The sequence below is a fragment of the Domibacillus sp. DTU_2020_1001157_1_SI_ALB_TIR_016 genome, assembly GCF_032341995.1.
Lineage (GTDB): Bacteria > Bacillota > Bacilli > Bacillales > Domibacillaceae > Domibacillus > Domibacillus indicus_A.
In genome coordinates this window covers 837,865-859,123 of record NZ_CP135439.1, presented here as the reverse complement: position 1 = coordinate 859,123, position 21,259 = coordinate 837,865, and the positions used below count along the sequence as shown (strand labels likewise).

The window sequence follows — 21,259 nt, the reverse complement described above, 5'->3', positions numbered from 1 at the left end:
TATTAGCAGTTTTCGCTCAATGGTATAGTTTTATATAGTAATTGATTTGCCCGTGAAACTAGGTATACTCTTATCCTGCTCATTCAGACAATAGATGCTTCTAAGTATACATACTAGTATATTTACATTTTGCGTGAATGAGAGCAATCATAAGGATCTTTTATTTATTTGTTTATACAATGAAAAAGCTATTTTCTCAGTAACCTTTTTTCTGTAATTTGTTCATCATGAAATGCAGCCTGTTTAACATAATCCCGGTTTATTTTATATTTTCTTACTTCATTACAGCCGCTCGCTTAATAGAGGATGTCAAAGTGAAAAAAAGCCGCCCATTTGAATGAGCGGCTTTTTTATTTCACTTCCATTTTTCAGCATATTTGGCTGCATTCTCTTTTGTAACAAGTTCAAAAGGAATCAAGACATTTTTTTCTACCTTTTCCCCATTTGCCGTTTTCACTGCTGTTTGAATTGCACTCTTTCCTTGTCCAATGGCATCCTGGAAAACGGTAAGCTCCATTTTTCCTTCTTGTACATATTCTAAGGCGGGCGGAGTTGCATCAATACCGGCTACTAAAATATCGTCTAATTTCCCAGCCGCTTCAATGGCCATAATCGCACCGATCGCCATTTCATCATTATTAGCAATTACTGCATCTATTTTTTTATTTGTTTGAAGCCAGTTTTCCATTAACGTCATGCCTTTTTCCCGGTCATAGTCTGCTGCATCTTCAAGAACAACTTTCATTTTAGGGTTTTTGTCTATTACCTGCTTGTTTCCTTCCGTACGCTTCACTTGTGCTTCATGCCCTAGAGGTCCCATTAAAATGGCTACATTCCCTTTTCCTCCGAGCATTTTTGCTGCTTCTTCCATTTGGATAATACCAGCTTGAATCGATTCAGATCCTACATAAGCGGTTGCTTTTTCTACTCCATCAAAGGTTTTTAATAAAACAATACTTGGAATACCGGCCCCGTTGATCGTATCGAGCATTCCTTCTGCAGCAACTGTATCTACTGGAGAGAAAATAATAGTATCAACATCCTGGGAAATAAAGTTTTCGATCTGGCTCATTTGAGTGGAGCTATCATCTTGTGCATCTGTATAAATAAATTCAACAGAGGAGTGTTTCTTTTCCTCTTCTTTCATCGCATCCAGCATATAGGTCACATACTGATCACTGAAGTTTGCCATTGAAACACCTATTACTTTATGGTCTTCGGCTTTATCTTCCGGCCCCTCAGCTTCTTTACTGCAGCCTGCCAGCAGTAAAATGAATAAAAACCCCATTGCTGCTAACCATTTTCTAGATCTCTTCACGCATACTCCCCCTTTTTTGGTTAAGCGCTTTCTCAAAAAGCGCAAAATGAATACGCTTCCAATATTACAACTTTCTGTATTTTCTGTAAACAATATTTTTAAATAATAATGGAGTTTAAATGATTCCAATTTCCTGCTGCATGGATCCCTTTTCTTTAAAACTAAAAATAAAGAAGACAGCCTTTTAACCAAACCCTCTTGTTCCTCTTTTAAACACTTGTCAGTAAGAAGAGAAACAAGCCAGATGGATGTCCATCCGGCTTGTTTGCCTAAACTTACCTGAATGCAAAAGAACCTTCAAATAGATTATTTGAATGACAACAGAAAAGAGCACAGCCCAGATACTTCACTTTATAATGCTTACTTTGACAGCTTTGCGCCTATCGCTTCGGCAACTTGCTTCCAATAAGCCTTAGAGTGAGGTACAAACGACTGCTTATCTGCCCGTTTTCTAACGAATTCCTTTTCTCCAGCTTCGTTTATCCTAAAACCCTCCACTTCGATAAAGTTAATCTGACCGAAGCAAAAAGACTGAAAAAGGCCAAAAGGCGCCCGAACGAGGCCTGATACTTCTTCCTGCTGAAGCGTAAAGTTCACTTCTTCTTCAATCTGATGCATATATACATGCCTAAACTCTCTGTCTAGGAACCCTTCCAGCTCGATCGATTCTTTTATGATACCAAGCGGCTGTACATGGTGAATTGTTAAGTCGAGACCTAGTTCCTCGTTTACTTCTCGAATACCATCTTCAGCTGTTTCATCCTTCAGCAGATGTCCTGCCGCGGTAATGTCGAGCAGGCTCGGAAAATCCTTTTTCATGCTGCTTCGAATTTGAAAGTAAATGTACACGGTGTTTTCTTCTTTTTTTAACAGCCAATATTGAAATGTTTCATGCCAGTATCCTTCTTTATGAATCTCTCCCCGACTCGCCGTGCCGATTTCACGATGCTCTCCGTCAAATATTCGCAGTCGCTCACTTTCCATGTCTGTCCGTTCCTCCCTGTTTTATAAAAAGGTTGATTCACCTAACCCGTAATCATTCTAAAATCAGCCTGAATGTCTTTATCATAAGAAAGGAGCCTAAACTGTCGCAGCCGAAAGAATACAGCAAACAGATCGCTCCCACCCTCATCTGCTTCTTCCTTCGTTCTACCCTTCATTAAATTGATTTTCATTTATGCTGGATTGGGGTATAATTGGTATGTAAAGAAACATATTAAAAAAAGACCACTGGTGCGGCAAACACCAGCGGCCTTGCGCAGAATTCCCTTCAAGGGGGATCAGCAAATGAAAGTGAAAGGTAATCCACTCCCCTGCTTGTCGGCTCAAGGGTGGATTACTTTTTTTGTGTTAATGAGATGATTGAAACAACGAGACTAGCGAAAGCAATCATCAGCATCAGCGATTGAAAAGTCGTCATAGGCAGCACCCCCCGGGCCTGCGCAGGGCAGGTAGTGCAGACATTGCCCCAGGAATCGGCGCTCTTTGTCTGCCGGCCGATTAAAAGAATGCTGTCCACCCTTGAGACGCAATTCCAACGCACTTTTATTATAGCATAGAGCTGGTAAATATAGAAAACAAAACGGAACATTAGTTCTTTTTTAGTAGATTTTTCTATTCTTTAAGTATTTCAGGCTTTCAAACCTTGCTGCTGCCTCTGTCTCTTTCTCTTTTTTCTATTTTGTTTCGCAGCCGTTACAATGTCATTTCAATTCGGTTAAAAGAATTGAAAATCCGGTTAAGCGGCTCAAAACAAGGTACTAAAAAGATATAGATACCACTGAAGGAGGCAGCATAATGAAACGTTCATTTATTAAAGCGGCAGCACCAGCTCTTGCGGTTGGCCTTGCTTTCTCCGCTCAAGCCACAACAGCCAGTGCTTCTGTTCCCACCCACACTGAAACGCAACCGTTAAAAACCGTCCAAAGTCAACTTACAGTCATAGATAAAAAGCTCGAAGATATTCATGCCGATTTGGCAAGAGAACGAGTGATTTCAGAAGAAACTCGTGTCCGCTCACTCAGCCGGTTGAATTCTCTTCTTTACCAAACGAATACCGCTTCACAAAAAGTAGATGCGTTAGCCAAGCAGCTTGGCGGCGATACTCTCCAGACAGCTGATGCAGAGACAAAGCTGAATACTGCCGCTGCGCGTATTCTTGAAGTGCGTGACGCTTTGTTTATTCCGGACAGAGATGACCCGGCTAACACAGAAGATGTACCCGAAGGAGTTATGGATGAAAACTAAGAGAGGTGTAAAGGAGCTCCCTTCCCTATTGAAAGGAAAAGAGCTCTTTTTCTTTTTCTGACCGACAAATTCAGCATGCACAGCAGCGGCACACAGATATGATTTACCGCCAGACTCGTTTCGTTTCCCCTATTTCATACAAGTCAACTCCCAAAAATTCGTTGCACGACTCATCAGAAAACAAAAAAACAACATGCGGGGCGTCCGGATGTACTGCAGAACCTGTTGCTTTTTCGTTACTCAACCGAAAAGAATGCTTGAATCCGTTTGCTGTGACTTCCCGAACAAAAACATCTGCTGTTCCATTCAAATACTTTACTTTTTGAACGGTTCTTCCTGCCAGCTCGACGCCAATTACCGGTACCTGCCGGCCAAAATGGATTTTAACCTCCTGATTTTCCATCAAATCTACTGTTGCTGCTACAGAACCAGCTTTAAAATCCGTTAAATGTATATAAGCTCTTTCCGCTTTCTTATCATAAGTAATTTGCTCTCTCACCCTTTGTCCCCCTATCATTTAAGGCTGAAGGCCAAAATATTTCTCATGACCGCCGAAAAAACAGCCTGCTGCCATGCTTTTTACTTTACCCCGTCTTCGGTAAATAAAAAGCAAAAAAAGACGGTTTTGACCGTCTTTTATTTGCGGATTTCCGCTGCTTCAAGCTGTTCATTGATCGATGTTTCTGCTGCCTGGACTGTATTTTGTTTTTCAATATAACGGCTATATTTATCATTCCATCTTTTTATGGCCCATACGGCCACAACAGCCGTCAGAATGGCCAAGCTTGTTAATGCCGGCCAGAATAAGGGTGAAACGATCCCTCCTTCATATGCAAGACCAATTGGAGAGAAAACGATATAAAATTCAAACATCAGTCCGATCAGTACGACAGCCGTTGCCAGGGCATATTTCCATGGCTTCATATCAATCTTTGGATGTGGTGTGTAGCTCCATGCTTTTTTCGTCGGGTATAGCTTTCCAATAACAAGCATGATGATGAGTTCTGTTATAAATAAAATACCATACACATGAATATAATTGATTTCGAGCGAAAAACCAAAAAGGTGGTTTGTTCCCCAAATCATCATATAGTAGGTAATCACGTGGAAAACAATGACCACTTTAGCAGCAGCGGGGGGTACACGTCTGGCAAAAATGCCAATAAGAACGATCGTGATAATTGGAATGTTAAAAAAACCGGTAAAGCGGCGAATCAATTCCCATAAACCGTCTGGTGCATACATAAGCAAGGGGGATACGCAAAAACTGATAACCGCAAGCCCCGCCGTAAACCATTTGCTTAAGCTGAGAAGCTTGGCATCCGATAAATGAGGCTTCCATGGCTGAACAACATCAAGGGCAAACATCGTTGCAGCTGAATTAATCAGCGCATTAAAAGTGCTGAATACCGCACCAAGCAGTACAACTAAAAAAAGTCCCTGCAAGTACCATGGGAGAATATTGGCCGCCAGTGTCGGATATGCCAGGTCAATAGAGGACAGCTTTCCGCCATATAAGTGAAAAGCCATAACGCCTGGAAGCATCATAAACACCGGGACAAGCAGTTTAAAAAAGCCGGTATACAGTACGCCTTTTTGTCCTTCCGCCAGGTTTCGGGCTCCAAGTGTCCGCTGAATGGCATACTGGTTCGTTCCCCAATAAAAAAGATTCGCCCAAATCATCCCCGTAAAAATGGTCGCAAAAGGAACTGAATCGGTACTTGATCCAACTGCATTTAATTTTTCTGGATGGTTTGTGGCCATCGTTTGAAAACCTTCTGCAATGCTGCCGCTTCCTAGTTGATACAGCGCCATGATTGGAATAAGCGCACAAATGACGAGCAAGCCAATGCCAATAAAAGTATCCGACACAGCGATCGCCTTCATTCCGCCAAAAATGGCAAAAAACGCGCCAATGATGCCGATCACCCACACCATCATCCAAATGGACTGTGTATAAGAAATGCCAAATAAGCTTTCTACATCAAATAGCTTCATAACCCCCAATGCTCCTGAATATAAGGTCGATGGAATGGTAACGAAGACATAACCGAGCATAAATAACACAACCGCAAGCCGCCGGACTCCTTCGTCATACCGATCCCGCAAAAATTGCGGAAGTGTCGTAAACGCGCCGCCTAAATAGCGGGGCAGCAGAATCAGCGCCATGATGACGATCGCCAAAACGGCGGTGACTTCCCACGCCATGTTGCTCATATTCGTCCCATACGCCTGTCCATTTAATCCGACCATTTGCTCGGCAGATAAGTTTGTAAGAATCAAAGCCCCGGCAATAAAGCCGCCGCCCAAGCCGCGCCCGGCCAAAAAATATCCTTCTGTTGTGGAATTAGCCCCTTTTGTTTTTTTGTACGTCCAGATGCCGAGCAGCACAATAATGACCGCACTCGACAACAACGTAAACCAGATATTTTGACTGCCCATCCTATCGCTCCTTCCATCCCCTTTGTCTTTTTTCTTCATTAAAGAAGCGATCCATTATGTATAGTCGCTGAATGCAGGGCGTGTGCCCAGTAAGTATGCCATCCTCATACCCATGTTTCGATAGAATAAACCCCTTTCCCTTCCTTTTTTCCATCAATCAGAAAGAAACAGCCGGCTTTGAAGGAACCCTGCTGCCTAAAAGAATGCATACATCTTCAGTTCTTCTTTTTATTGAATAACTTTTTTCAATTCGTTCACTGACTCTTTCGACATCGTTCCGTACCCTTCATCTTCTTGCTCACCCAGTATTTCTGCCGTGCCCTTTTCATGCAGCCAAATTCTATAAGTTTGCAGCCGCTCAGGCATGCCAGCTTCCTCTTCAAAAAACAATATAACTTTTACATCTTCCATTGTCGCCATCGATACTTGGGTGCCAGGCTCCCACTTTACCTGCTTGAATACCTTCTCTAATGCCTTAACCTCTTCTTTTTTTACAATTGTTTCCGTCCCTCCAACAAGCTGGTTTTCTTCAAAACGTTCTACGTCAATTCTTGTTAAATCTGACTCTTCACTGCAGCCGACAATTAAGACTATCATTCCTGCAGCCATCAGCCCGGCTATTTTTTTTCTCATTTTTTCTCCTCCTTTTTATCAGCAAAACAGCGTTAGAAAAAGTCCAAATTAAAAAAGGATCTTCCATATCTTTATCGATTGTTTTGCGCTTTTCTTCATCCTGCTCACTTTCTTTTTGTTATTTTCTCCATTATATAGTAAGAAGAGCTTACAGCGGGTTGATTTTACAAAAAAAGCCAGACAGCTTTTGATCGCCTTTGCCAAATGAGCCATTGCCGCTTTTTGTTTACTGCTAATGAAAATAATAGAATCTATTCTTTAGATGAACCCATGAAATAGTTACAGAATTGTTTTCCAGCTTGTGAATCTTAAAGAAGATCATTCAGTCTTGTGATAAACTGATTGAAAAGGAGGCACTAGCATGATTGATCAATGTAAAAAAAAGCAAAAAGCAGAGCTGGAGCGGCATACGTGAAAACATCATTCGGCTTTTCTGCCTTGCTGTCGCAAGGATTGTTTCTCGCATTCCTTCCTGTTTGGTTTATGCTTTTTTCGTATCTTCACCCTGTGGTCATTGTTGTTGTATGGGCGACGCTGACCGCGCTTGTTTTCTTACTCGTGTACGGCTTTCGCCAGGATACAATTGATATACCGGCAAAGTTTTTAAAACGGATAATGGCCCTTTACACAGCGGCGCTGCTCATTCTGCTGTTTTTTCGGCCATCAAATCAGACTTATGAGAATATGAATCTTATACCATTGCACACAATCCGCCTTTTTTTAAGCGGAGAGGCAGATATATTTGTGGCCTTTTACAATATAGCCGCAAATGTCGTGCTGTTCGTACCATACGGCATGTTTTGGATGCTGACAGCGTCCCCTTCCCTTCTGCAGAAAACGCTTGTACCCGTTCTGGTTATTACCTTGATCGAATTGGTGCAGTTTGTTACCCACCGGGGCAGCTTGGATATAGATGACCTGATCTTAAATATCGCTGGCGTGTTCCTTGGATATGCGTTGTATCCATTGGGCCGGCGTGTTTTGCGTGTGATCCGCTAGCACTTCCAGAAACATAAAAATCCGGCAGACCTTCACGCAGGCCTGCCGGATTTTTGTGTTTTGCTTTTACTTATTCAGCTATAGGAAGCTTATTCACATAAGTACTGTACACATAGCCTGTCTGGGACGGGTTATCTGACACGATCTCCGCCCACTCTCCATCTTTAATAATGGTAACCGGCATGCCGCTCGCTTTGTATGTGTACAAGATGCTTTGACTTGTGCTTGGACCTGTGCGCACGTTTAAGCCCGGCGTGTTCGTGAAACCAATCGTATAGCGGCCAAAGTCTTGTTCGCCCATTGCCTGGTCAACCGTATACATATGGCCGGCAAATTTTGCACCCCAGTAAGGATCGGATGCGTACTTCACGTTTACGCCTGTTGTTTTGTTTCCAGGCACGGAGCCATTAAACCGCCAGTGAGTCGGTGTGAAATATCCCGCTCCTAAGTAATCTTTTGCAAGCGCCGTTACACCTTCTTCTACGGTTTTAAACACAGAGCCGCCAGTAGGATCAGAGTCGTACACTTTCAAGCCGAATAAATTATTGATCGTTTGTGCTTTATCACTCATTCCGTAATCACTTTCATGAATCGCCAGTGTAACGATCATAAGTGCGTTGACGTTATATAAGCTTTCTGCTTTTTTGGCCATCGTACCGAGGCCAATCAGTTTGCTTTTCGTTGTGGCATTTGCGTATTTAGAAAGGCCCATCTCCTGTCTTTCCGCCAGCACTTTTTGAATATAGGCATCAAGCTCGGCAGCGGTGTAATTCGTTTTCGTGCGGCCGGACAGGAATTGGAAATATTGATATTCACGCCCTGCCTGCTGACCTGCTTCATTGTAAAACGAGAAACCATCCCAGCTATAATACTTTGAGCCTGCCTGCATAAATGATGGTGCCGGTCCAGCTGTGTACGCGACTGTCTTGTTTGTGTCAACGTTATAAATGTGATGGACAATCAAACCATTTGATACAGAATAATAACCGCGCCCTTTTGCGCCTTCGTATGGTACAAGGCGTGTATCTTCCGGCTTCATAAAATACTCGCTTCCGCCAAGGTATACCTTTACGTATGCATCGGTCGAAGTAATATACTGCAGCTCGGTCGAAATGCCGCTGCTTCCAATCGCAGAGGCCGTCACATACGTTTTGGCCGTTTTCAGCGTTTCATCGGCATAAAGATCAACCGTCGCTTTACCGCTTTCCGGCTTGGCAAAAACCATGCCTCCATACTCTTTCATATACACAATTTTTCCATTTTCAAGCAGAAGCTCAGCCCCGTTTTTATCCATGGCTTGTTTGGCAGCATCAAAGGATTCATACGCAACAGCTGAAGGTGTAATCGTGCCAGCTGCATCAATCATCGCTGTTTCAAACGGCTTTACAATCGGCTCTGGCAGGTTTCCTTCAAGCATCCGGTAAATAAACGCAGCTGCTTGTCCGCGGCGCGCGTTATCCAGCGGACCAAATCGTCCATCTGTATACCCAGAAATGATACCTAAGCTGACACTTTTGCCGATTGCCACTCGATACGCCGAGCTGATATTGTCAATATCTGTAAAGTTCGGCTTTACATACGCGGCATCTTTCCCTAAATAGTTGAGCGCATTGCTGATCATAAGCGCCATATCCTGGCGGGTAATCGTTGCTTTTGGCGAGAAATTTCCGTCTGAACCGCCGTTAATGATGCCGGCAGCAGCCGCGGCATTTACATAAGGAGCCAGCTTAGCTGAAGCCGGGACATCTTTAAATCGCTCTGGTCCTTCCGGCAGCTGCAAGGCCCGGGCTAAAAACGTCGCGAATTCTTCCCGTGTGACGCTGTTGTCCGGCTTATATGAGCCATCTTCATAGCCGCTCATAATACCGGCTTCAATCACTGCACTCAGTTCTCTGCCAAGCGAATCGCCGGCCGCCTCTACATTATTTTCGGATAAAGGCACAAGCGGAAACAATAAGCTGGCCGCCAGCACATATGAACCTATTTTTTTCATTCTCTCCAAAACTCCCCTCACTGCTTATCTTGTATGTGCGTTTACAGCTCATAGCCGCCCTTTTTTCAAATAATTCCTTTAATACATCATACTGGAAAAAGAATCGCACTCCTACTCTTTTTTTCGGCTTTTCTTTCTTACTTGTTTAGAAGTCTGCCAAAGAAAAAAGGAAAGCCAGCTGGCTTTCCTTATGAATTAGCTAGATCGTATAATGAATCAACATCATAGCCTTTTGCTTTATAGTAATCCAAAATACCGTAGTAGAGGGCTTTAGCCATCACCGTCTGCCAGTAATCGGACTTTAGCTTGTCATTCTCCTCTTTATTCGTAATAAACCCTAACTCTACCAACGCGGCTGGCACTGTGTTGTATTTTAATACACCTAAATCCGTTCTTCTTACTAAACCGCGGTCTTTTAAATTCCAAGCCTGCAGCATACGGTTTTGAAGTTTTTCAGCAAGCAGCTTGCTGTCTGCTGAATTAGCCGTATTCGTGGCGCTGTAATAAAGTGTTTCCGTGCCGTTTGCACTTGAACTTGCTGCGGCGTTAGCATGGATACTGACAAACACACTACCGTTGTTTTTGCTCGCAAATGCAGCACGATTATTGATTGTGATAAATGTATCTGTTGAACGGGTCATCTTCACATTAAAGGGTGTTTGTTTTAACAGCTCGTTCACTTTCAAGCCTGTTTTCAGCACAACGTCTTTTTCCTGAAGTCCAAAGCCAATTGCTCCTGGATCCCGTCCGCCATGACCCGGATCTAAAATGATCGTTTGATTCGACAGGCGTGGATCACTTGCTGCGCTTTTTGTCTCTGTATCACGCAGATAAAAAGCATTAACGAAACCAACAACTTCCCCTGACTGAATATAAATCCAGTCACCCACTTTATGAGCTGCTGAAACTTGTGCATTTTCAGCTAGTTTTCCTTTTAAACCATAAGCGGTTGACGGGCCTGAGCGAATATTCAAGTCGCCCACATTCGCCCACATTGTCTTGCTAAAATCGTTCGTTTTGACTAGGCGAAACTCTGGATTGATGGCACGCGCAAGGAAAACGGCAAAGTCTGCGCGCTTCAGCAGCTGATCGGCACCAAATGTGCCGTCATCTACACCTTGAGCAATCCCGCGTGCTGTTAATGCTTTGGCTGCGCCTGACAGTGTACCGCCGAACGAATAGTCAAATGCTTTCGCCATCATGACCGCCATTTCGCCGCGCGTTACTGGTTTATCCGGCAAAAAGCGGCCGCCATCATAGCCCGAGAAAATCTTTTTATCTACCGCCGACTGTATATACCCGGACGCAAAATTCCCTGAACCTACATCCACAAAGTTAGTGGCTCTCTTTGTTCCATCCAACTGCAGGGCCCGTCCAATAAACGCCGCTGCCTCTGCACGTGTAACGGTCTTGTCGGCGCCAAATACTGTGGCGGATGATCCGTTTGCAATCTTTCCTTCGGCTAAATAATTAACTTCCTTTGCTGCACGGCTTGGCACATCAACAAACCCGGCTGCTTGAGCAGGCAGCCCGAAACCGGCCATTGATAGAATAAGGGCCAGTACCAAACCAATCATTGCTGCTTGTTTTTTCAAACCTTTTCCTCCAGTTCTCTTTTGTTACAAATTCCATCTCTCTATTGGTTAATTTTACATATTACATTATATTTTTCTATAATTTATCTATAATTGTAATCTAATTGTTATTTTTGATATCCAATAGTCATTATGTCCATATTTCTAAAAAATTACCTGTTTACTGGTTAAATGAAGATATTCTTCGAATCTTCTTATACTTTCGAACTATTAAGCCGATAATAAAAAGGGAGGTGAGACGTATGGATATCGCTGCTTTATCGACTGGTATAAGCCAGACTTCCCTTAACCAAAGTGTCAGCATTGCGCTGACGAAAAAAACGATGGATATGGCCCAGCAAAATGCCAGCCAAATGGTGCAAATGCTGCAGGCTCCTCATCCAACGCTCGGAAAATCAATTGACGTAAAAGCGTAACAGAAAAAGCAGCGGATCAATCCGCTGCTTTTTCTGTACGTATAATATAAAATGACAATGGTTTATCGCCTTCATATCCTTCTCCGTTATCAATTACACCAAGCTCTTTCACAAAATAATATAAAATGATGATATATTCCTTTAAGCTAGATGCAAGTACAACCCTTTCCTCATATTCATGATCCACCTCGACGACCTGCCCGTACCATCCCTTCGTATCCGGATCAAGGTCGATAGCAATAAAGTTGCCGCCTCCATCATGCTGAAAAGGAATTTTGTTGGACAGCATTTCATTATTTTTCACATAACCAGCCGGGATGGATCGAATCGGATACCGTCCTTTTGTATTGCGGCCCGCAAAGTCGACTTCACGGACAATTTCATCCCAGTTCATCAGCGGGTTTCCCCCAATATGCGCATACGCTGCGCCTTCTTGTTCAATATCTTCTATCCACTGATCGGCGTCGTTACCGTTATAAAGCGTATAAAGCATAACGAAGTCTTCAATCGGTTCTGCCTCATAATGGTTAAAAACCGAAAAAATCTGTCCTCTTTCATTTCCTGGCAAAAGCGGTGTGCACAGCCTGCCAAATGTTCCGCTTAAAAAAGCATGGTATTCTTTCCAGAGTTCTTCAAATGGCATTGATTTGTATGTATCGATAAATTCTTTTAAACCTGGTACGGAATGATACACACCATATTGATCATGATCACTCTTCGCTTCAAGCATTGCAGTCCCTCCATTGCTTTGTTTAAAACTTATACCCACCCTTTTTTCTCACATAATGAAGTAATATGCGCCAGATGATGACGGCCATGCCAGGCATAAATGCCAATGTTTTCGCCGATCGTTACATGGCCCGAATCAGGATGGATGAATGTTTTATTTACATCGTTTTTCGTGAGGCTTGATAGAAGCGCTGCCCATCGCTCATGCAGCGCTTCAAGTAAAGAAAGAGACACTTCAACGGGCAAGTGGCTGTCTGCCAGATTCGCCCACGCCGCCTCATTATACAGCTTGATAACAGGTGTGGCTTCAGTCAGGGCCAGTTTAAAGCGGATAAACGCATTCATATGACTGTCTGCGAGATGATGCACAACCTGCCGTACTGTCCAGCCGCCGTCCCGATAAGGTGTATCAAGTTGTTCATCTGTCAAATGTTCTACCGTTTGGCGCAGCAGCAAAGGAAAGGTTTTAATATCCTCTCTCCAGCCATTGATTACGTTTTCCGTTAATTCATCAGGCCGGGCAAAGGAGCCAATTGGAAATCTCTCATTCATTGCTTTTTCCTCCCCATTTAGTATCATTTCAGCAAGAAGCTGCTGCTCTATAAGCATTTAAACCGGAGCAGCCGCCATCCTTTTACTGATAAAAGTCAATGTATCACCCCATGCTTTTTCTGCCGATGCTTGATCATAGTTTGATGAAAAAGGATCACTGAATCCATGACCTGCTTCATACTGAATCGTGTGGATCAGCGGGTGATTGAGCGCTTTGATTACCTCACTCACTTGAAAAGACGGCTCCTCACTCGGAAAAAACAGCAGGACCGGACAGGCAGCCGATATGTGCAGATAGTTTCGAATACGAGAACTATAAAACCCGATAGTCCCCGTCAGGCCTGCTTCCTCGCTACAAAGCCACGCGACAGTTGCTCCTGCACTAAATCCTATTAAAAAAACTTGTTTATATTTCTGTTTGCACGCAGCAATTAGTGCTTTCACCTGCTCTGCTGCCTTGTGAAAACCAACATGTTTCATAAAAAAAGTATAAGCTTCACTTTCCTGCTCATAGGTGAAGGGTGCGGCTCTCCCAAGTAAATTAGGGCATTGTATATCCAGTCCTTTTACCGACAGTTTTCTGCAGATGCCTTCAATATGCTGATTGATTCCGTATATTTCATGCAGAACAATGGCGACCGCGTTACGAGCCATAAACTGGCTTTCCCTTCTCCAAATTGACCTGTTCAAAATGCTCAACCTCAGGAAACGGTTCGTAAAAGTGATGCAGCAGCTCTTTCCATTTCCCATACTCAGACGATTGTCTGAATCCGTCCGTATGATCTTCAAGCTGTTCCCACTGAACTAAAAGTAAGTATTTCCCCTTCACTTCCAGGCAGCGCTGCAATTCATGTCCTTTATATCCTTTCATCGAGGCGATAAGCGGCGACGCCTCGCGAAATACTTCTTCGTATTTCTTTTCCATTCCTGGCCTTACCTGCAGCATAACCGCTTCTGTTATCATTCTGATCGCTCCCTTTCCCTTCTATTGCTAAAACCTTACTAAAAAAAGAAAAAAATAGCAAAAAGCCCGGCAGAAGCCGGACTTAAAAGAATGTATTTCTATTTCGTTAAAATTGATTCCATGAATTCATTCATTTCTTCACTCAGCGCATTTAAATCCTCAATAAGCGCACTAAACTGGGCGACAAGCTCCGCCTGCTCGGCAGAAGATTCTTTGATCCGGCTTACTTTATCAGCCAGCGTACCAATGTTATCCGTAATCGCATGCAAAGAAGAAGTTACATTGTTTGTGACAGCAGTTGTTTGAAGAGCCAGCTTACGTACTTCGTTGGCTACAACGGAAAAACCTGCTCCGGCTTCTCCTGCCCGCGCGGCTTCAATGGACGCATTCAGCCCTAAAATATTGGTTTGCTGCTGAATTTTATGAATCTCACTCGCTTCCTGAACCGTTTGTTTCGTCCGGTCTAAGGATGCCTGTGACTGAGCAGAGATTTCTTCACTCGATGCGGCCAATTCCTGCGATTGGGCGGCAACCGTTTGAATACTGTTTTGCAGCCCTTCCGTAATGGAATGCATCCGGCTAATAAATGATTCCAGCCTTTCCTGTTTTTCAAGCGGCGCCGCTGTGGCAAGCGCACCGATGATCTGTCCGTTTTCATCCCGAATAGGAAACGCTTTTGCCTGCAATGCGATCCCGTAGATATGCTTTGGTATAACCACCGAGCTGCTTTTGCCCCTTAAAGCCCTGCGGAGATTTTGGTCCTCAGCAGGAATAGGATCCCCCTTTTTCAATCCAAAATCTACTTTCGGCGTTGGCAGGTAAGCAAGAAACTTTTCTTTATCTGTAATTCCTACCATTGTATCGTCTCCAACAATATGCTGTAATTCCTTTACAGCTTCCACCCATCCATTTAACCGGCTCATCTAAATCCCCTTCTTTATAAAAAGCTTATTCTCCTGTATATATCATCTTACTCCTAAAATATATAGAGGTGTTTTGTAATGAACAGGCATTTATGATCCTGAATAAATAAATCCATCAAAAAGAACCTCCAAACGCTGCTTGGAGGTCCTTTTTTCCCTTATTCGCTATTTAAATTCAGTTAAAATAAACTACTGAACAAAATATATTGATCTCTTAATTTTTCTTCATCGGATTTGTCGGCTGCGTCTCTCGTTACATCGCGTTCACGGGCTAAGATATAGACTCCGTCGTCTTCTGCGGCTAGTTTTGTTAAAACATGCATTGACTGAATATCTGCTGTACCAGGATCAAATTCGTGTAACGAAGCCATTTTTCATTTCCTCCTCTTAATTCAGTTTGATCTATCAGGCAACCTACTGAAAAAAATGAAAGAAGCTCGACATTATCCTGACATTTCCTTTTTGCACCGGCCCCGCCTGCGCCAAATACACTGACAGCCACTCACGCTATCCCGCCTAAGAACACACATGTCGTGTGTTCTTCTTTTTTACCCAGGCAAATCTATTTTCAAACCTTTTTCTATTATTTTTTATAAGATTATATATGTATTGAGCAGAACCTGCTGCCCAGGCTCAGCTCGTTCTTATACGGTCCTTCCCATCCTTACATCCAGCGCCGTTTTTACGACTTCATAATGATGCCCCTGCAGGCTCTCTAAACAATGCAGCAGGTGAAAAGGACCTGATCCATTCCATAAATGAAGCGCAAGCCGGCCAAGCTGAACCGCGCCGGCACTGAGGTCGTAGACTGAATCATCCTCTTCCCATTGAATGATCCAGTCAACCGGCGTTTCATGTGTGTCTAATTCAGATACTATATGTTCAAATACCATCGGCACGGCCAGCAAATAGCAGGCAGCCGCATATTCTAAATCGTACTGGGCAAATTCCCATTGAATTTGTGTTAATTTAAAATTGACGGCGTGGTGATCATCCACAAAATACATGTACACCGCTCCTTTTTTTCTTTACTTTTTGCGCAGCAGAACATCTTTTCAATATACCCACGCTTTCTTGTATTCATTCCCATCTAAAGGGGAGTGTTTCCAAAAAAGCCCCCAAGCCTATTTATCGTGTTATGATGTAAAAAAAGAAGGAGACGTATGATGAATCGTTTAAAGAAGTGGGCACGGCAGTTAAAGCGCCAGTTGTTTATGCTGTATTTCGCATGCCGCGATCCGCGGGTGCCCTGGTATGCAAAACTCTTTACTGCCTGCGTTGTCGCGTATGCATTCAGCCCGATCGATTTAATTCCGGATTTTATTCCCGTTTTAGGTTATATTGATGACATTCTTCTCGTCCCGCTCGGTATTTTTTTCGCATTAAAAATGATCCCAAAGCCGGTAGCAGCGGACTGCGAGGAACGAGCACAAAAGCTGATGAAAGATGGAAAGCCAAAAAACTGGACAGCAGGTGTTTTTGTGCTGCTTATCTGGGCAGCTGTTTTAACCTGGGTGGGACTATGGATTTGGCGACGGTAAAAAGTCCGTCTTCAGACAATTTTCTCACAATTTCTTCAATTCTCATTGACAAATCAGCCAATCGATAATACGATTGTAAAAAATGAAACGATAAAACGCTTTGATTGGGAGCATTAAGGAATCGTGATTGTCAAGAGAGCTGCCGCTTTGGTGAAAGGCAGTCAATCGCATCCCCAACTCGCCCATGAGCGGCAAAGCTGAAACGGCAGTAAGCTTTGACGGACGCCCCGTAATCAGCCTACAAGCGGGTTTATGCATTTGCATAAACCAATGAGAGTGGTACCACGGAAGGTTAACGCCTGTCGTCTCTTTACTAGAGATGACGGGCGTTTTTTATTGAGCCCGATACAGGAAAGGATGACAGAAAATGAAAAATGTAAACAAATACACGCGCAATTACTTTATGCCGCCGACAACAAGCTTAAAATGGACACAAAAAGAGTACATCACCGAAGCTCCAACATGGTGCAGTGTTGATTTGCGTGATGGAAACCAGGCGCTGATCATCCCGATGAACCTGCAGGAAAAACTGGAATATTTCCAAGTGCTTGTAGATGTTGGTTTTAAAGAAATCGAGGTTGGTTTCCCGGCCGCATCCGAAACCGAATATACATTTCTTCGCACATTAATTGAACAAGATTTGATTCCAGATGATGTGACAATTCAAGTGTTGACGCAGTCACGTGAGCATATTATCAAAAAAACATTTGAATCGCTTCGCGGTGCAAAAAGCGCGGTCGTTCACTTGTACAACTCTACTTCCCTTGCACAGCGTGAGCAGGTGTTTAAGCGTTCTAAAGAAGAAATTAAAGAAATTGCAGTCAGCGGCGCAAAGCTGTTGAAAAAATATGCAGCTGAAGTAGAAGGCAACTTTAAGTTCCAGTACTCGCCGGAAAGCTTTACAGGTACGGAAATTGAGTACGCGCTTGATGTATGCAACAGCGTCCTTGACGTGTGGCAGCCAACCGCTGACAACAAAGTGATTATCAACCTTCCGGCTACTGTTTCTATGTCTATGCCGCACGTGTACGCGAGCCAGATTGAATTCATGAGCGAAAACATGAAGTACCGTGAAAATGTGATTTTATCTCTTCATCCACACAATGACCGCGGCACAGGCGTTGCAGATGCAGAGCTTGGCGTACTCGCAGGCGCGGACCGCGTAGAGGGCACGCTGTTTGGCAACGGTGAACGAACTGGAAATGTAGATATCGTCACGTTGGCGCTTAATATGTATACACATGGTGTAGATCCGAAATTAAATTTGGATAACCTTCCGGCGATCCAGGAAGTGTATGAACGTGTTACCCGCATGACGGTTCCAGACCGCCAGCCGTATGCAGGCAAGCTTGTTTTCACCGCTTTCTCAGGTTCACACCAGGATGCGATTGCGAAAGGCATGAAATGGCGTGAACAGGAAGAACGCGAGCATTGGACCGTTCCATATTTGCCAGTTGATCCAGAAGATATCGGCCGCGAGTATGAAGGAGAAGTTATCCGCATTAACAGCCAGTCAGGCAAAGGCGGTATCGGCTATCTTCTTGAACAGGCATACGGCTTTGAACTTCCGCCAAAAATGCGTGAAACACTTGGCTATAAAGTGAAAAACGTGTCTGACCGCAGCCAAAAAGAATTGATGACAAACGAAATTCACGACATCTTTATGGAGGAATTTGTGAATGTAAGCGAGCCGGCTAAGCTAATCGATTATACATTTGAAGGAAAAGATGCAGTGAATATTACAATTGAAGTAAACATAAATAGCCAGTCAAGTGAATGGCACGGCAGCGGAAACGGCCGCCTGGACGCCGTGAATAATGCGATCCAAAAAGAGCTTGGCATTTCCTATAAAGATTTAACGTACAAAGAGCATGCCCAGGAAATCGGTTCACAGGCCAATGCCGTTTCTTACGTGAGCATCACATCTGACAATGGTGCTGTTTACTGGGGCTGCGGCATCGACCCGGATATCATGAACTCATCTATTAAAGCCCTGTTCAGTGCTGTAAACAATTTGTTGAAAGTAGAACAGGAACGCTTTGCAGCAACAAAATAATAGTAAAAACCCGTTCCCGGCTCGGGAACGGGTTTTGATGCTTCAAAAAAGCAGCTCCCTTAAAAGGAAGCTGCTTTTTGCGATGGTTCTGCTTTCACGCTTAAACTGACCGTATCGCCTATTCCATACTTTGGTTGAAAAACAGACTGGTGGACAGTCCAGTTTTCATTTTCCACTTCAATCGTATAGTGTATTTCCTTGCCTTGATATTGAACCGTCAGAACCGTTCCTTTTAAACCTTCTTCCTTTTCTCCGGCCAGCTTCCATTGTTCAGGGCGAACCGGGCATAGTCCCTCTTTTTTTAAAGACTCCGTTACTCCGATGTCCGGCCACCTTTCCCAAGGAAATTCATTTGGAATGAAAAAATCCTGCTCCCATTTTCCTTTCACCATATTACACTTGCCAACAAAGGAAGCGACAAATGCGGTTTCCGGTCTTGTGTACACAGCTTCCGGTGATCCGATCTGTTCAATTTTGCCGTGGTTCATCACCACAATTTTATCGGCCATTGCCAATGCTTCCCCCTGGTCATGAGTCACATATACAACGGATGCATGGGTTTCACGGTGAATACGCTGAATTTCATTGCGCATTTCCACGCGCAGTTCGATATCCAGGGCGCTGAGCGGCTCGTCCATCAGCAGTACATCTGGCAGCGGTGCAATTGCCCGCGCCAATGCTACCCGCTGTTTTTGACCGCCGGAAAGCTCAGCCGGGTAGCGGTCGAATAGCTGCTCAAGCCCCACTAGTTTTAATACCTGCTGCGCTCGCGCCCCTATATCCTGCTTCCACTCATCACGTGTATGGTGATGATGACGGAGCGGAAAAGCCACATGTTCATACACCGTCATATGCGGCCAAAGCGCAAAAGATTGAAAAACCATACCGATGTTTCTTTTCTCAGGCGGAACAAGCCGTTTTTTCGAAGCAGCCAGAAAGCCGTCTATATGGATATCTCCTGAAGAAGGCTTCATAAAACCAGCCAAAAGCTTTAAAAATGTTGTTTTCCCGCAGCCGGATGGTCCAAGAATGGCGGTAAATTCCCCTTTTCGTATGCTCAAATCCATTTCATGCAAGGCGGTAAAGGAGCCATACTGTTTTGTTACATTGTTGACTTCAATCATTGCTTTTTCATCACCTTTCGCTCCCACTGCCTGCTCAAAGCAGTAAAAAGCAGGCCGCCCGTTAAAATGGCCAGCACGAGTACGCTTGCAAAAGCAGTGGAATACGTTGTATAGCCTGCTTGTTCATAATTAAAAATCACAACACCAATCGTTTCCGATCCAGTTGACCAAAGCAGGCTTGAGACAGTTAATTCCGTCAGCACCATTAAAAAAACAAGGAGTGCGCCGCCGGCAAGTCCCGGAAATAGAAGCGGCAGCAAAATCCGCCGCCATTTGACCCAGCCATGTGCACCTGACACTTTCGCCGCTTCTTCCATAGAGGGGTCTACCTGCAAAAGTGCCGTATAGCTGCCTCTAACCTGCAAAACAAAAAAACGGGTAACGTACGCAATGAGCAAAATCCATACCGATCCGTAAAGGCCGGGATTCCAGCCTGGGATTGGCTGCATCCATGCAAAGATCATGCAAAGGGCCAGCACCGTGCCTGGCAATGCATAGGGAACTGTCACAAACAGCTCCATCCATTTTGCAAGAAAGCCATCTCCCCGATAACGCAGATAAGCCAAAGCAGTGCCCGCTACAAGACAGATGCCCATCGTGAAGACTGCCAGCCATACACTGTTCCACAAGGCAGAGCCAGTTTTGGCATCTTCTAAAAACACATAATAATAGTTTTCGAGCGACAAATTTTCAGGGCGGAAGGGGAGCCCGTATGCTTTAATAAGTGAAAGTGCCCCCATGGCAAGAAACGGCACCAGGCTTGTCACCCCTAAAAACAGCCATATGCCCGCTTCAAGAAGCCGCTGCGGGCGCGAAGCCAAATAAATGCGCGGATTTGTATCACGCACTACGGTTTCGGTGACCCGGCTTTTTTTCAGCAGCAGCCACTGTAGAAAGGTTCCGGCAAGTGCAATGGCGCCAAGCAAAACAGATAAAACGGCAGCGCGTGCAAATGATGATGGACCAAATCCAGCGATCTGCTCATAAATATAAGTGCTGAGCACACGAATATTAGCGGGGATTCCTAAAAAAGCGGGAATACCAAAGTTGTCCAGGTTGGTTAAAAATGCAAGGAGACCGCCGCCCGCAATACCGGGCAGGGCAAGTGGCAGCACAACTTTCAGCAGAACGTGTTTTCTGCCAGCTCCAGACGTTCTCGCTGCGTCTTCCAGCTCCCGTGGAATTTTGCGGAATACATCTACTGTAAACAAGTACACAAGCGGGTAATGAGACATTCCCAGCAGGAAGATGATGCCGCCCATGCTGTATAAATTGGGCGCCCAGCCGAACAGTGAAAATACAGGGCCGCTTTTTCCTAAAAATTGAATCCAAGCAAGCGTTGTGATATACGATGGAATAATAAACGGCAGAAAAATAAATAACTGCATCCATCGCTTTCCACGCAAATGAACATAGGCCATAATCCAGGCCATTGATACACCGAGGACAAGCGACAGTATAGTGGAGCCTGCTGTCGTATATAGGGTGTTTTTAACAGCTGTCCATGTAGCTGCTTCCTTCAATATACTTTCATAATGAGCCGAGGACCATGCACCATTATCAAGCAAACTAAGAAGGAGAAGACGAAATACGGGAACAACGAACACAAACACAATAAGCAGTAATCCAAGTACCATGAGCCATTTTTTCGTTCCAAAAAAAGAAGAGAAAGAAGGGGTTTCCCTTCTTCTTTCCGGTGCGACTGATTGAGGTGAAATCATTCTGCT

The 21,259-nt window shown here is 44.1% G+C and carries 22 protein-coding genes and 1 other annotated feature; of the genes, 5 read left to right on the top strand and 17 right to left on the bottom strand.

What is annotated here, in order from left to right; translation table 11 throughout:
• Window positions 1-355: 355 nt before the first annotated feature.
• The 3 genes from RRU94_RS12120 to RRU94_RS25700 all read right to left on the bottom strand — a co-directional run bounded on the left by RRU94_RS12120 (window position 356) and on the right by RRU94_RS25700 (window position 2,738).
• A complete protein-coding gene (locus RRU94_RS12120) occupies window positions 356-1,318 on the bottom strand; it encodes a sugar ABC transporter substrate-binding protein (protein ID WP_315694536.1) in 963 nt (320 codons plus the stop codon).
• A gap of 360 nt (window positions 1,319-1,678) precedes the next feature.
• Entirely contained in the window at window positions 1,679-2,302 is a 624-nt protein-coding gene (locus tag RRU94_RS12115; protein WP_315694534.1) for an NUDIX hydrolase, read from the bottom strand.
• A gap of 352 nt (window positions 2,303-2,654) precedes the next feature.
• Window positions 2,655-2,738 (bottom strand): putative holin-like toxin, encoded by an 84-nt coding sequence (locus RRU94_RS25700; protein WP_375164517.1) that lies wholly within the window; start codon window positions 2,736-2,738, stop codon window positions 2,655-2,657.
• Between the two features lie 377 nt (window positions 2,739-3,115).
• Between RRU94_RS25700 and RRU94_RS12110 the strand changes: the two genes are divergently transcribed.
• On the top strand, window positions 3,116-3,565 hold the full coding sequence (locus RRU94_RS12110) for a hypothetical protein (protein ID WP_315694533.1): 450 nt from the start codon (window positions 3,116-3,118) through the stop codon (window positions 3,563-3,565).
• Between the two features lie 103 nt (window positions 3,566-3,668).
• Here the strand turns inward: RRU94_RS12110 and RRU94_RS12105 are convergent, their stop codons facing one another.
• From RRU94_RS12105 to RRU94_RS12095, 3 genes are all read right to left on the bottom strand, one after another.
• Entirely contained in the window at window positions 3,669-4,064 is a 396-nt protein-coding gene (locus RRU94_RS12105; RefSeq protein ID WP_315694532.1) for a hypothetical protein, read from the bottom strand.
• A gap of 137 nt (window positions 4,065-4,201) precedes the next feature.
• Entirely contained in the window at window positions 4,202-6,007 is a 1,806-nt protein-coding gene (locus RRU94_RS12100; RefSeq protein ID WP_315694531.1) for a solute:sodium symporter family transporter, read from the bottom strand.
• Window positions 6,008-6,235: 228 nt separating this feature from the next.
• Window positions 6,236-6,640, bottom strand: coding sequence for a hypothetical protein (locus RRU94_RS12095; RefSeq protein WP_315694530.1), 405 nt, complete (start codon window positions 6,638-6,640; stop codon window positions 6,236-6,238).
• A gap of 411 nt (window positions 6,641-7,051) precedes the next feature.
• Between RRU94_RS12095 and RRU94_RS12090 the strand changes: the two genes are divergently transcribed.
• Window positions 7,052-7,639 carry a VanZ family protein gene (locus RRU94_RS12090; RefSeq protein ID WP_315694529.1) on the top strand — a complete coding sequence of 196 codons (588 nt, stop codon included), beginning with the start codon at window positions 7,052-7,054 and terminating at the stop codon, window positions 7,637-7,639.
• Window positions 7,640-7,709: 70 nt separating this feature from the next.
• On the opposite strand, the gene RRU94_RS12085 is transcribed toward RRU94_RS12090, so the two are convergent.
• On the bottom strand, window positions 7,710-9,632 hold the full coding sequence (locus tag RRU94_RS12085; RefSeq protein ID WP_315694528.1) for an S-layer homology domain-containing protein: 1,923 nt from the start codon (window positions 9,630-9,632) through the stop codon (window positions 7,710-7,712).
• A 188-nt stretch (window positions 9,633-9,820) separates the two neighbouring features.
• The gene (locus tag RRU94_RS12080) at window positions 9,821-11,227 is read right to left on the bottom strand and encodes an N-acetylmuramoyl-L-alanine amidase (RefSeq protein WP_315694527.1); all 1,407 of its coding nucleotides are present in this window, start codon (window positions 11,225-11,227) and stop codon (window positions 9,821-9,823) included.
• A 242-nt stretch (window positions 11,228-11,469) separates the two neighbouring features.
• Here RRU94_RS12080 and RRU94_RS12075 point away from each other — a divergent pair, with 242 nt between their 5' ends.
• The gene (locus tag RRU94_RS12075) at window positions 11,470-11,643 is read left to right on the top strand and encodes a YjfB family protein (RefSeq protein ID WP_315694526.1); all 174 of its coding nucleotides are present in this window, start codon (window positions 11,470-11,472) and stop codon (window positions 11,641-11,643) included.
• Window positions 11,644-11,659: 16 nt separating this feature from the next.
• Here RRU94_RS12075 and RRU94_RS12070 read toward each other — a convergent pair whose 3' ends face one another.
• The 7 genes from RRU94_RS12070 to RRU94_RS12040 all read right to left on the bottom strand — a co-directional run bounded on the left by RRU94_RS12070 (window position 11,660) and on the right by RRU94_RS12040 (window position 15,818).
• Window positions 11,660-12,373, bottom strand: coding sequence for an SMI1/KNR4 family protein (locus tag RRU94_RS12070; RefSeq protein WP_315694525.1), 714 nt, complete (start codon window positions 12,371-12,373; stop codon window positions 11,660-11,662).
• Window positions 12,374-12,402: 29 nt separating this feature from the next.
• Complete coding sequence (locus RRU94_RS12065; RefSeq protein WP_315694524.1) at window positions 12,403-12,924, bottom strand: YfiT family bacillithiol transferase; 522 nt, start codon at window positions 12,922-12,924, stop codon at window positions 12,403-12,405.
• A 57-nt stretch (window positions 12,925-12,981) separates the two neighbouring features.
• Window positions 12,982-13,578: a dienelactone hydrolase family protein gene (locus RRU94_RS12060; RefSeq protein ID WP_315694523.1), complete on the bottom strand. Its 597-nt coding sequence runs from the start codon at window positions 13,576-13,578 to the stop codon at window positions 12,982-12,984.
• Window positions 13,568-13,888, bottom strand: a complete 321-nt coding sequence (locus RRU94_RS12055) for an antibiotic biosynthesis monooxygenase family protein (RefSeq protein ID WP_315694522.1) — start codon at window positions 13,886-13,888, stop codon at window positions 13,568-13,570. Before RRU94_RS12055 ends, RRU94_RS12060 begins: the two co-directional genes overlap by 11 nt.
• A gap of 98 nt (window positions 13,889-13,986) precedes the next feature.
• Window positions 13,987-14,811, bottom strand: coding sequence for a methyl-accepting chemotaxis protein (locus tag RRU94_RS12050; protein WP_315694520.1), 825 nt, complete (start codon window positions 14,809-14,811; stop codon window positions 13,987-13,989).
• Window positions 14,812-14,990: 179 nt separating this feature from the next.
• Window positions 14,991-15,182: a hypothetical protein gene (locus RRU94_RS12045; protein ID WP_242231693.1), complete on the bottom strand. Its 192-nt coding sequence runs from the start codon at window positions 15,180-15,182 to the stop codon at window positions 14,991-14,993.
• 273 nt (window positions 15,183-15,455) lie between these two features.
• Window positions 15,456-15,818 carry a hypothetical protein gene (locus RRU94_RS12040; RefSeq protein ID WP_315694519.1) on the bottom strand — a complete coding sequence of 121 codons (363 nt, stop codon included), beginning with the start codon at window positions 15,816-15,818 and terminating at the stop codon, window positions 15,456-15,458.
• A gap of 156 nt (window positions 15,819-15,974) precedes the next feature.
• Here RRU94_RS12040 and RRU94_RS12035 point away from each other — a divergent pair, with 156 nt between their 5' ends.
• Complete coding sequence (locus tag RRU94_RS12035) at window positions 15,975-16,352, top strand: YkvA family protein (protein ID WP_315694518.1); 378 nt, start codon at window positions 15,975-15,977, stop codon at window positions 16,350-16,352.
• Between the two features lie 91 nt (window positions 16,353-16,443).
• Window positions 16,444-16,665, top strand: a binding site (T-box leader).
• Window positions 16,666-16,719: 54 nt separating this feature from the next.
• Complete coding sequence (locus RRU94_RS12030) at window positions 16,720-18,408, top strand: 2-isopropylmalate synthase (protein WP_315694517.1); 1,689 nt, start codon at window positions 16,720-16,722, stop codon at window positions 18,406-18,408.
• Between the two features lie 59 nt (window positions 18,409-18,467).
• On the opposite strand, the gene RRU94_RS12025 is transcribed toward RRU94_RS12030, so the two are convergent.
• Window positions 18,468-19,532 (bottom strand): ABC transporter ATP-binding protein, encoded by a 1,065-nt coding sequence (locus RRU94_RS12025; protein WP_315694516.1) that lies wholly within the window; start codon window positions 19,530-19,532, stop codon window positions 18,468-18,470.
• The gene (locus RRU94_RS12020; RefSeq protein WP_315694515.1) at window positions 19,529-21,253 is read right to left on the bottom strand and encodes an ABC transporter permease; all 1,725 of its coding nucleotides are present in this window, start codon (window positions 21,251-21,253) and stop codon (window positions 19,529-19,531) included. The genes RRU94_RS12025 and RRU94_RS12020 overlap by 4 nt, the downstream gene beginning before the upstream one ends.
• Window positions 21,254-21,259: the final 6 nt, after the last annotated feature.

Coding starts and splice junctions, on each gene's coding strand:
- RRU94_RS12115 (WP_315694534.1), bottom strand. CDS start 2,302: ATGGAAAGTGAGCGACTGCGAATATTTGACGGAGAGCATCGTGAAATC.
- RRU94_RS25700 (WP_375164517.1), bottom strand. CDS start 2,738: ATGACGACTTTTCAATCGCTGATGCTGATGATTGCTTTCGCTAGTCTC.
- RRU94_RS12110 (WP_315694533.1), top strand. CDS start 3,116: ATGAAACGTTCATTTATTAAAGCGGCAGCACCAGCTCTTGCGGTTGGC.
- RRU94_RS12100 (WP_315694531.1), bottom strand. CDS start 6,007: ATGGGCAGTCAAAATATCTGGTTTACGTTGTTGTCGAGTGCGGTCATT.
- RRU94_RS12095 (WP_315694530.1), bottom strand. CDS start 6,640: ATGAGAAAAAAAATAGCCGGGCTGATGGCTGCAGGAATGATAGTCTTA.
- RRU94_RS12085 (WP_315694528.1), bottom strand. CDS start 9,632: ATGAAAAAAATAGGTTCATATGTGCTGGCGGCCAGCTTATTGTTTCCG.
- RRU94_RS12075 (WP_315694526.1), top strand. CDS start 11,470: ATGGATATCGCTGCTTTATCGACTGGTATAAGCCAGACTTCCCTTAAC.
- RRU94_RS12070 (WP_315694525.1), bottom strand. CDS start 12,373: ATGCTTGAAGCGAAGAGTGATCATGATCAATATGGTGTGTATCATTCC.
- RRU94_RS12065 (WP_315694524.1), bottom strand. CDS start 12,924: ATGAATGAGAGATTTCCAATTGGCTCCTTTGCCCGGCCTGATGAATTA.
- RRU94_RS12060 (WP_315694523.1), bottom strand. CDS start 13,578: ATGGCTCGTAACGCGGTCGCCATTGTTCTGCATGAAATATACGGAATC.
- RRU94_RS12055 (WP_315694522.1), bottom strand. CDS start 13,888: ATGATAACAGAAGCGGTTATGCTGCAGGTAAGGCCAGGAATGGAAAAG.
- RRU94_RS12050 (WP_315694520.1), bottom strand. CDS start 14,811: ATGAGCCGGTTAAATGGATGGGTGGAAGCTGTAAAGGAATTACAGCAT.
- RRU94_RS12045 (WP_242231693.1), bottom strand. CDS start 15,182: ATGGCTTCGTTACACGAATTTGATCCTGGTACAGCAGATATTCAGTCA.
- RRU94_RS12040 (WP_315694519.1), bottom strand. CDS start 15,818: ATGTATTTTGTGGATGATCACCACGCCGTCAATTTTAAATTAACACAA.
- RRU94_RS12035 (WP_315694518.1), top strand. CDS start 15,975: ATGATGAATCGTTTAAAGAAGTGGGCACGGCAGTTAAAGCGCCAGTTG.
- RRU94_RS12030 (WP_315694517.1), top strand. CDS start 16,720: ATGAAAAATGTAAACAAATACACGCGCAATTACTTTATGCCGCCGACA.
- RRU94_RS12025 (WP_315694516.1), bottom strand. CDS start 19,532: ATGATTGAAGTCAACAATGTAACAAAACAGTATGGCTCCTTTACCGCC.
- RRU94_RS12020 (WP_315694515.1), bottom strand. CDS start 21,253: ATGATTTCACCTCAATCAGTCGCACCGGAAAGAAGAAGGGAAACCCCT.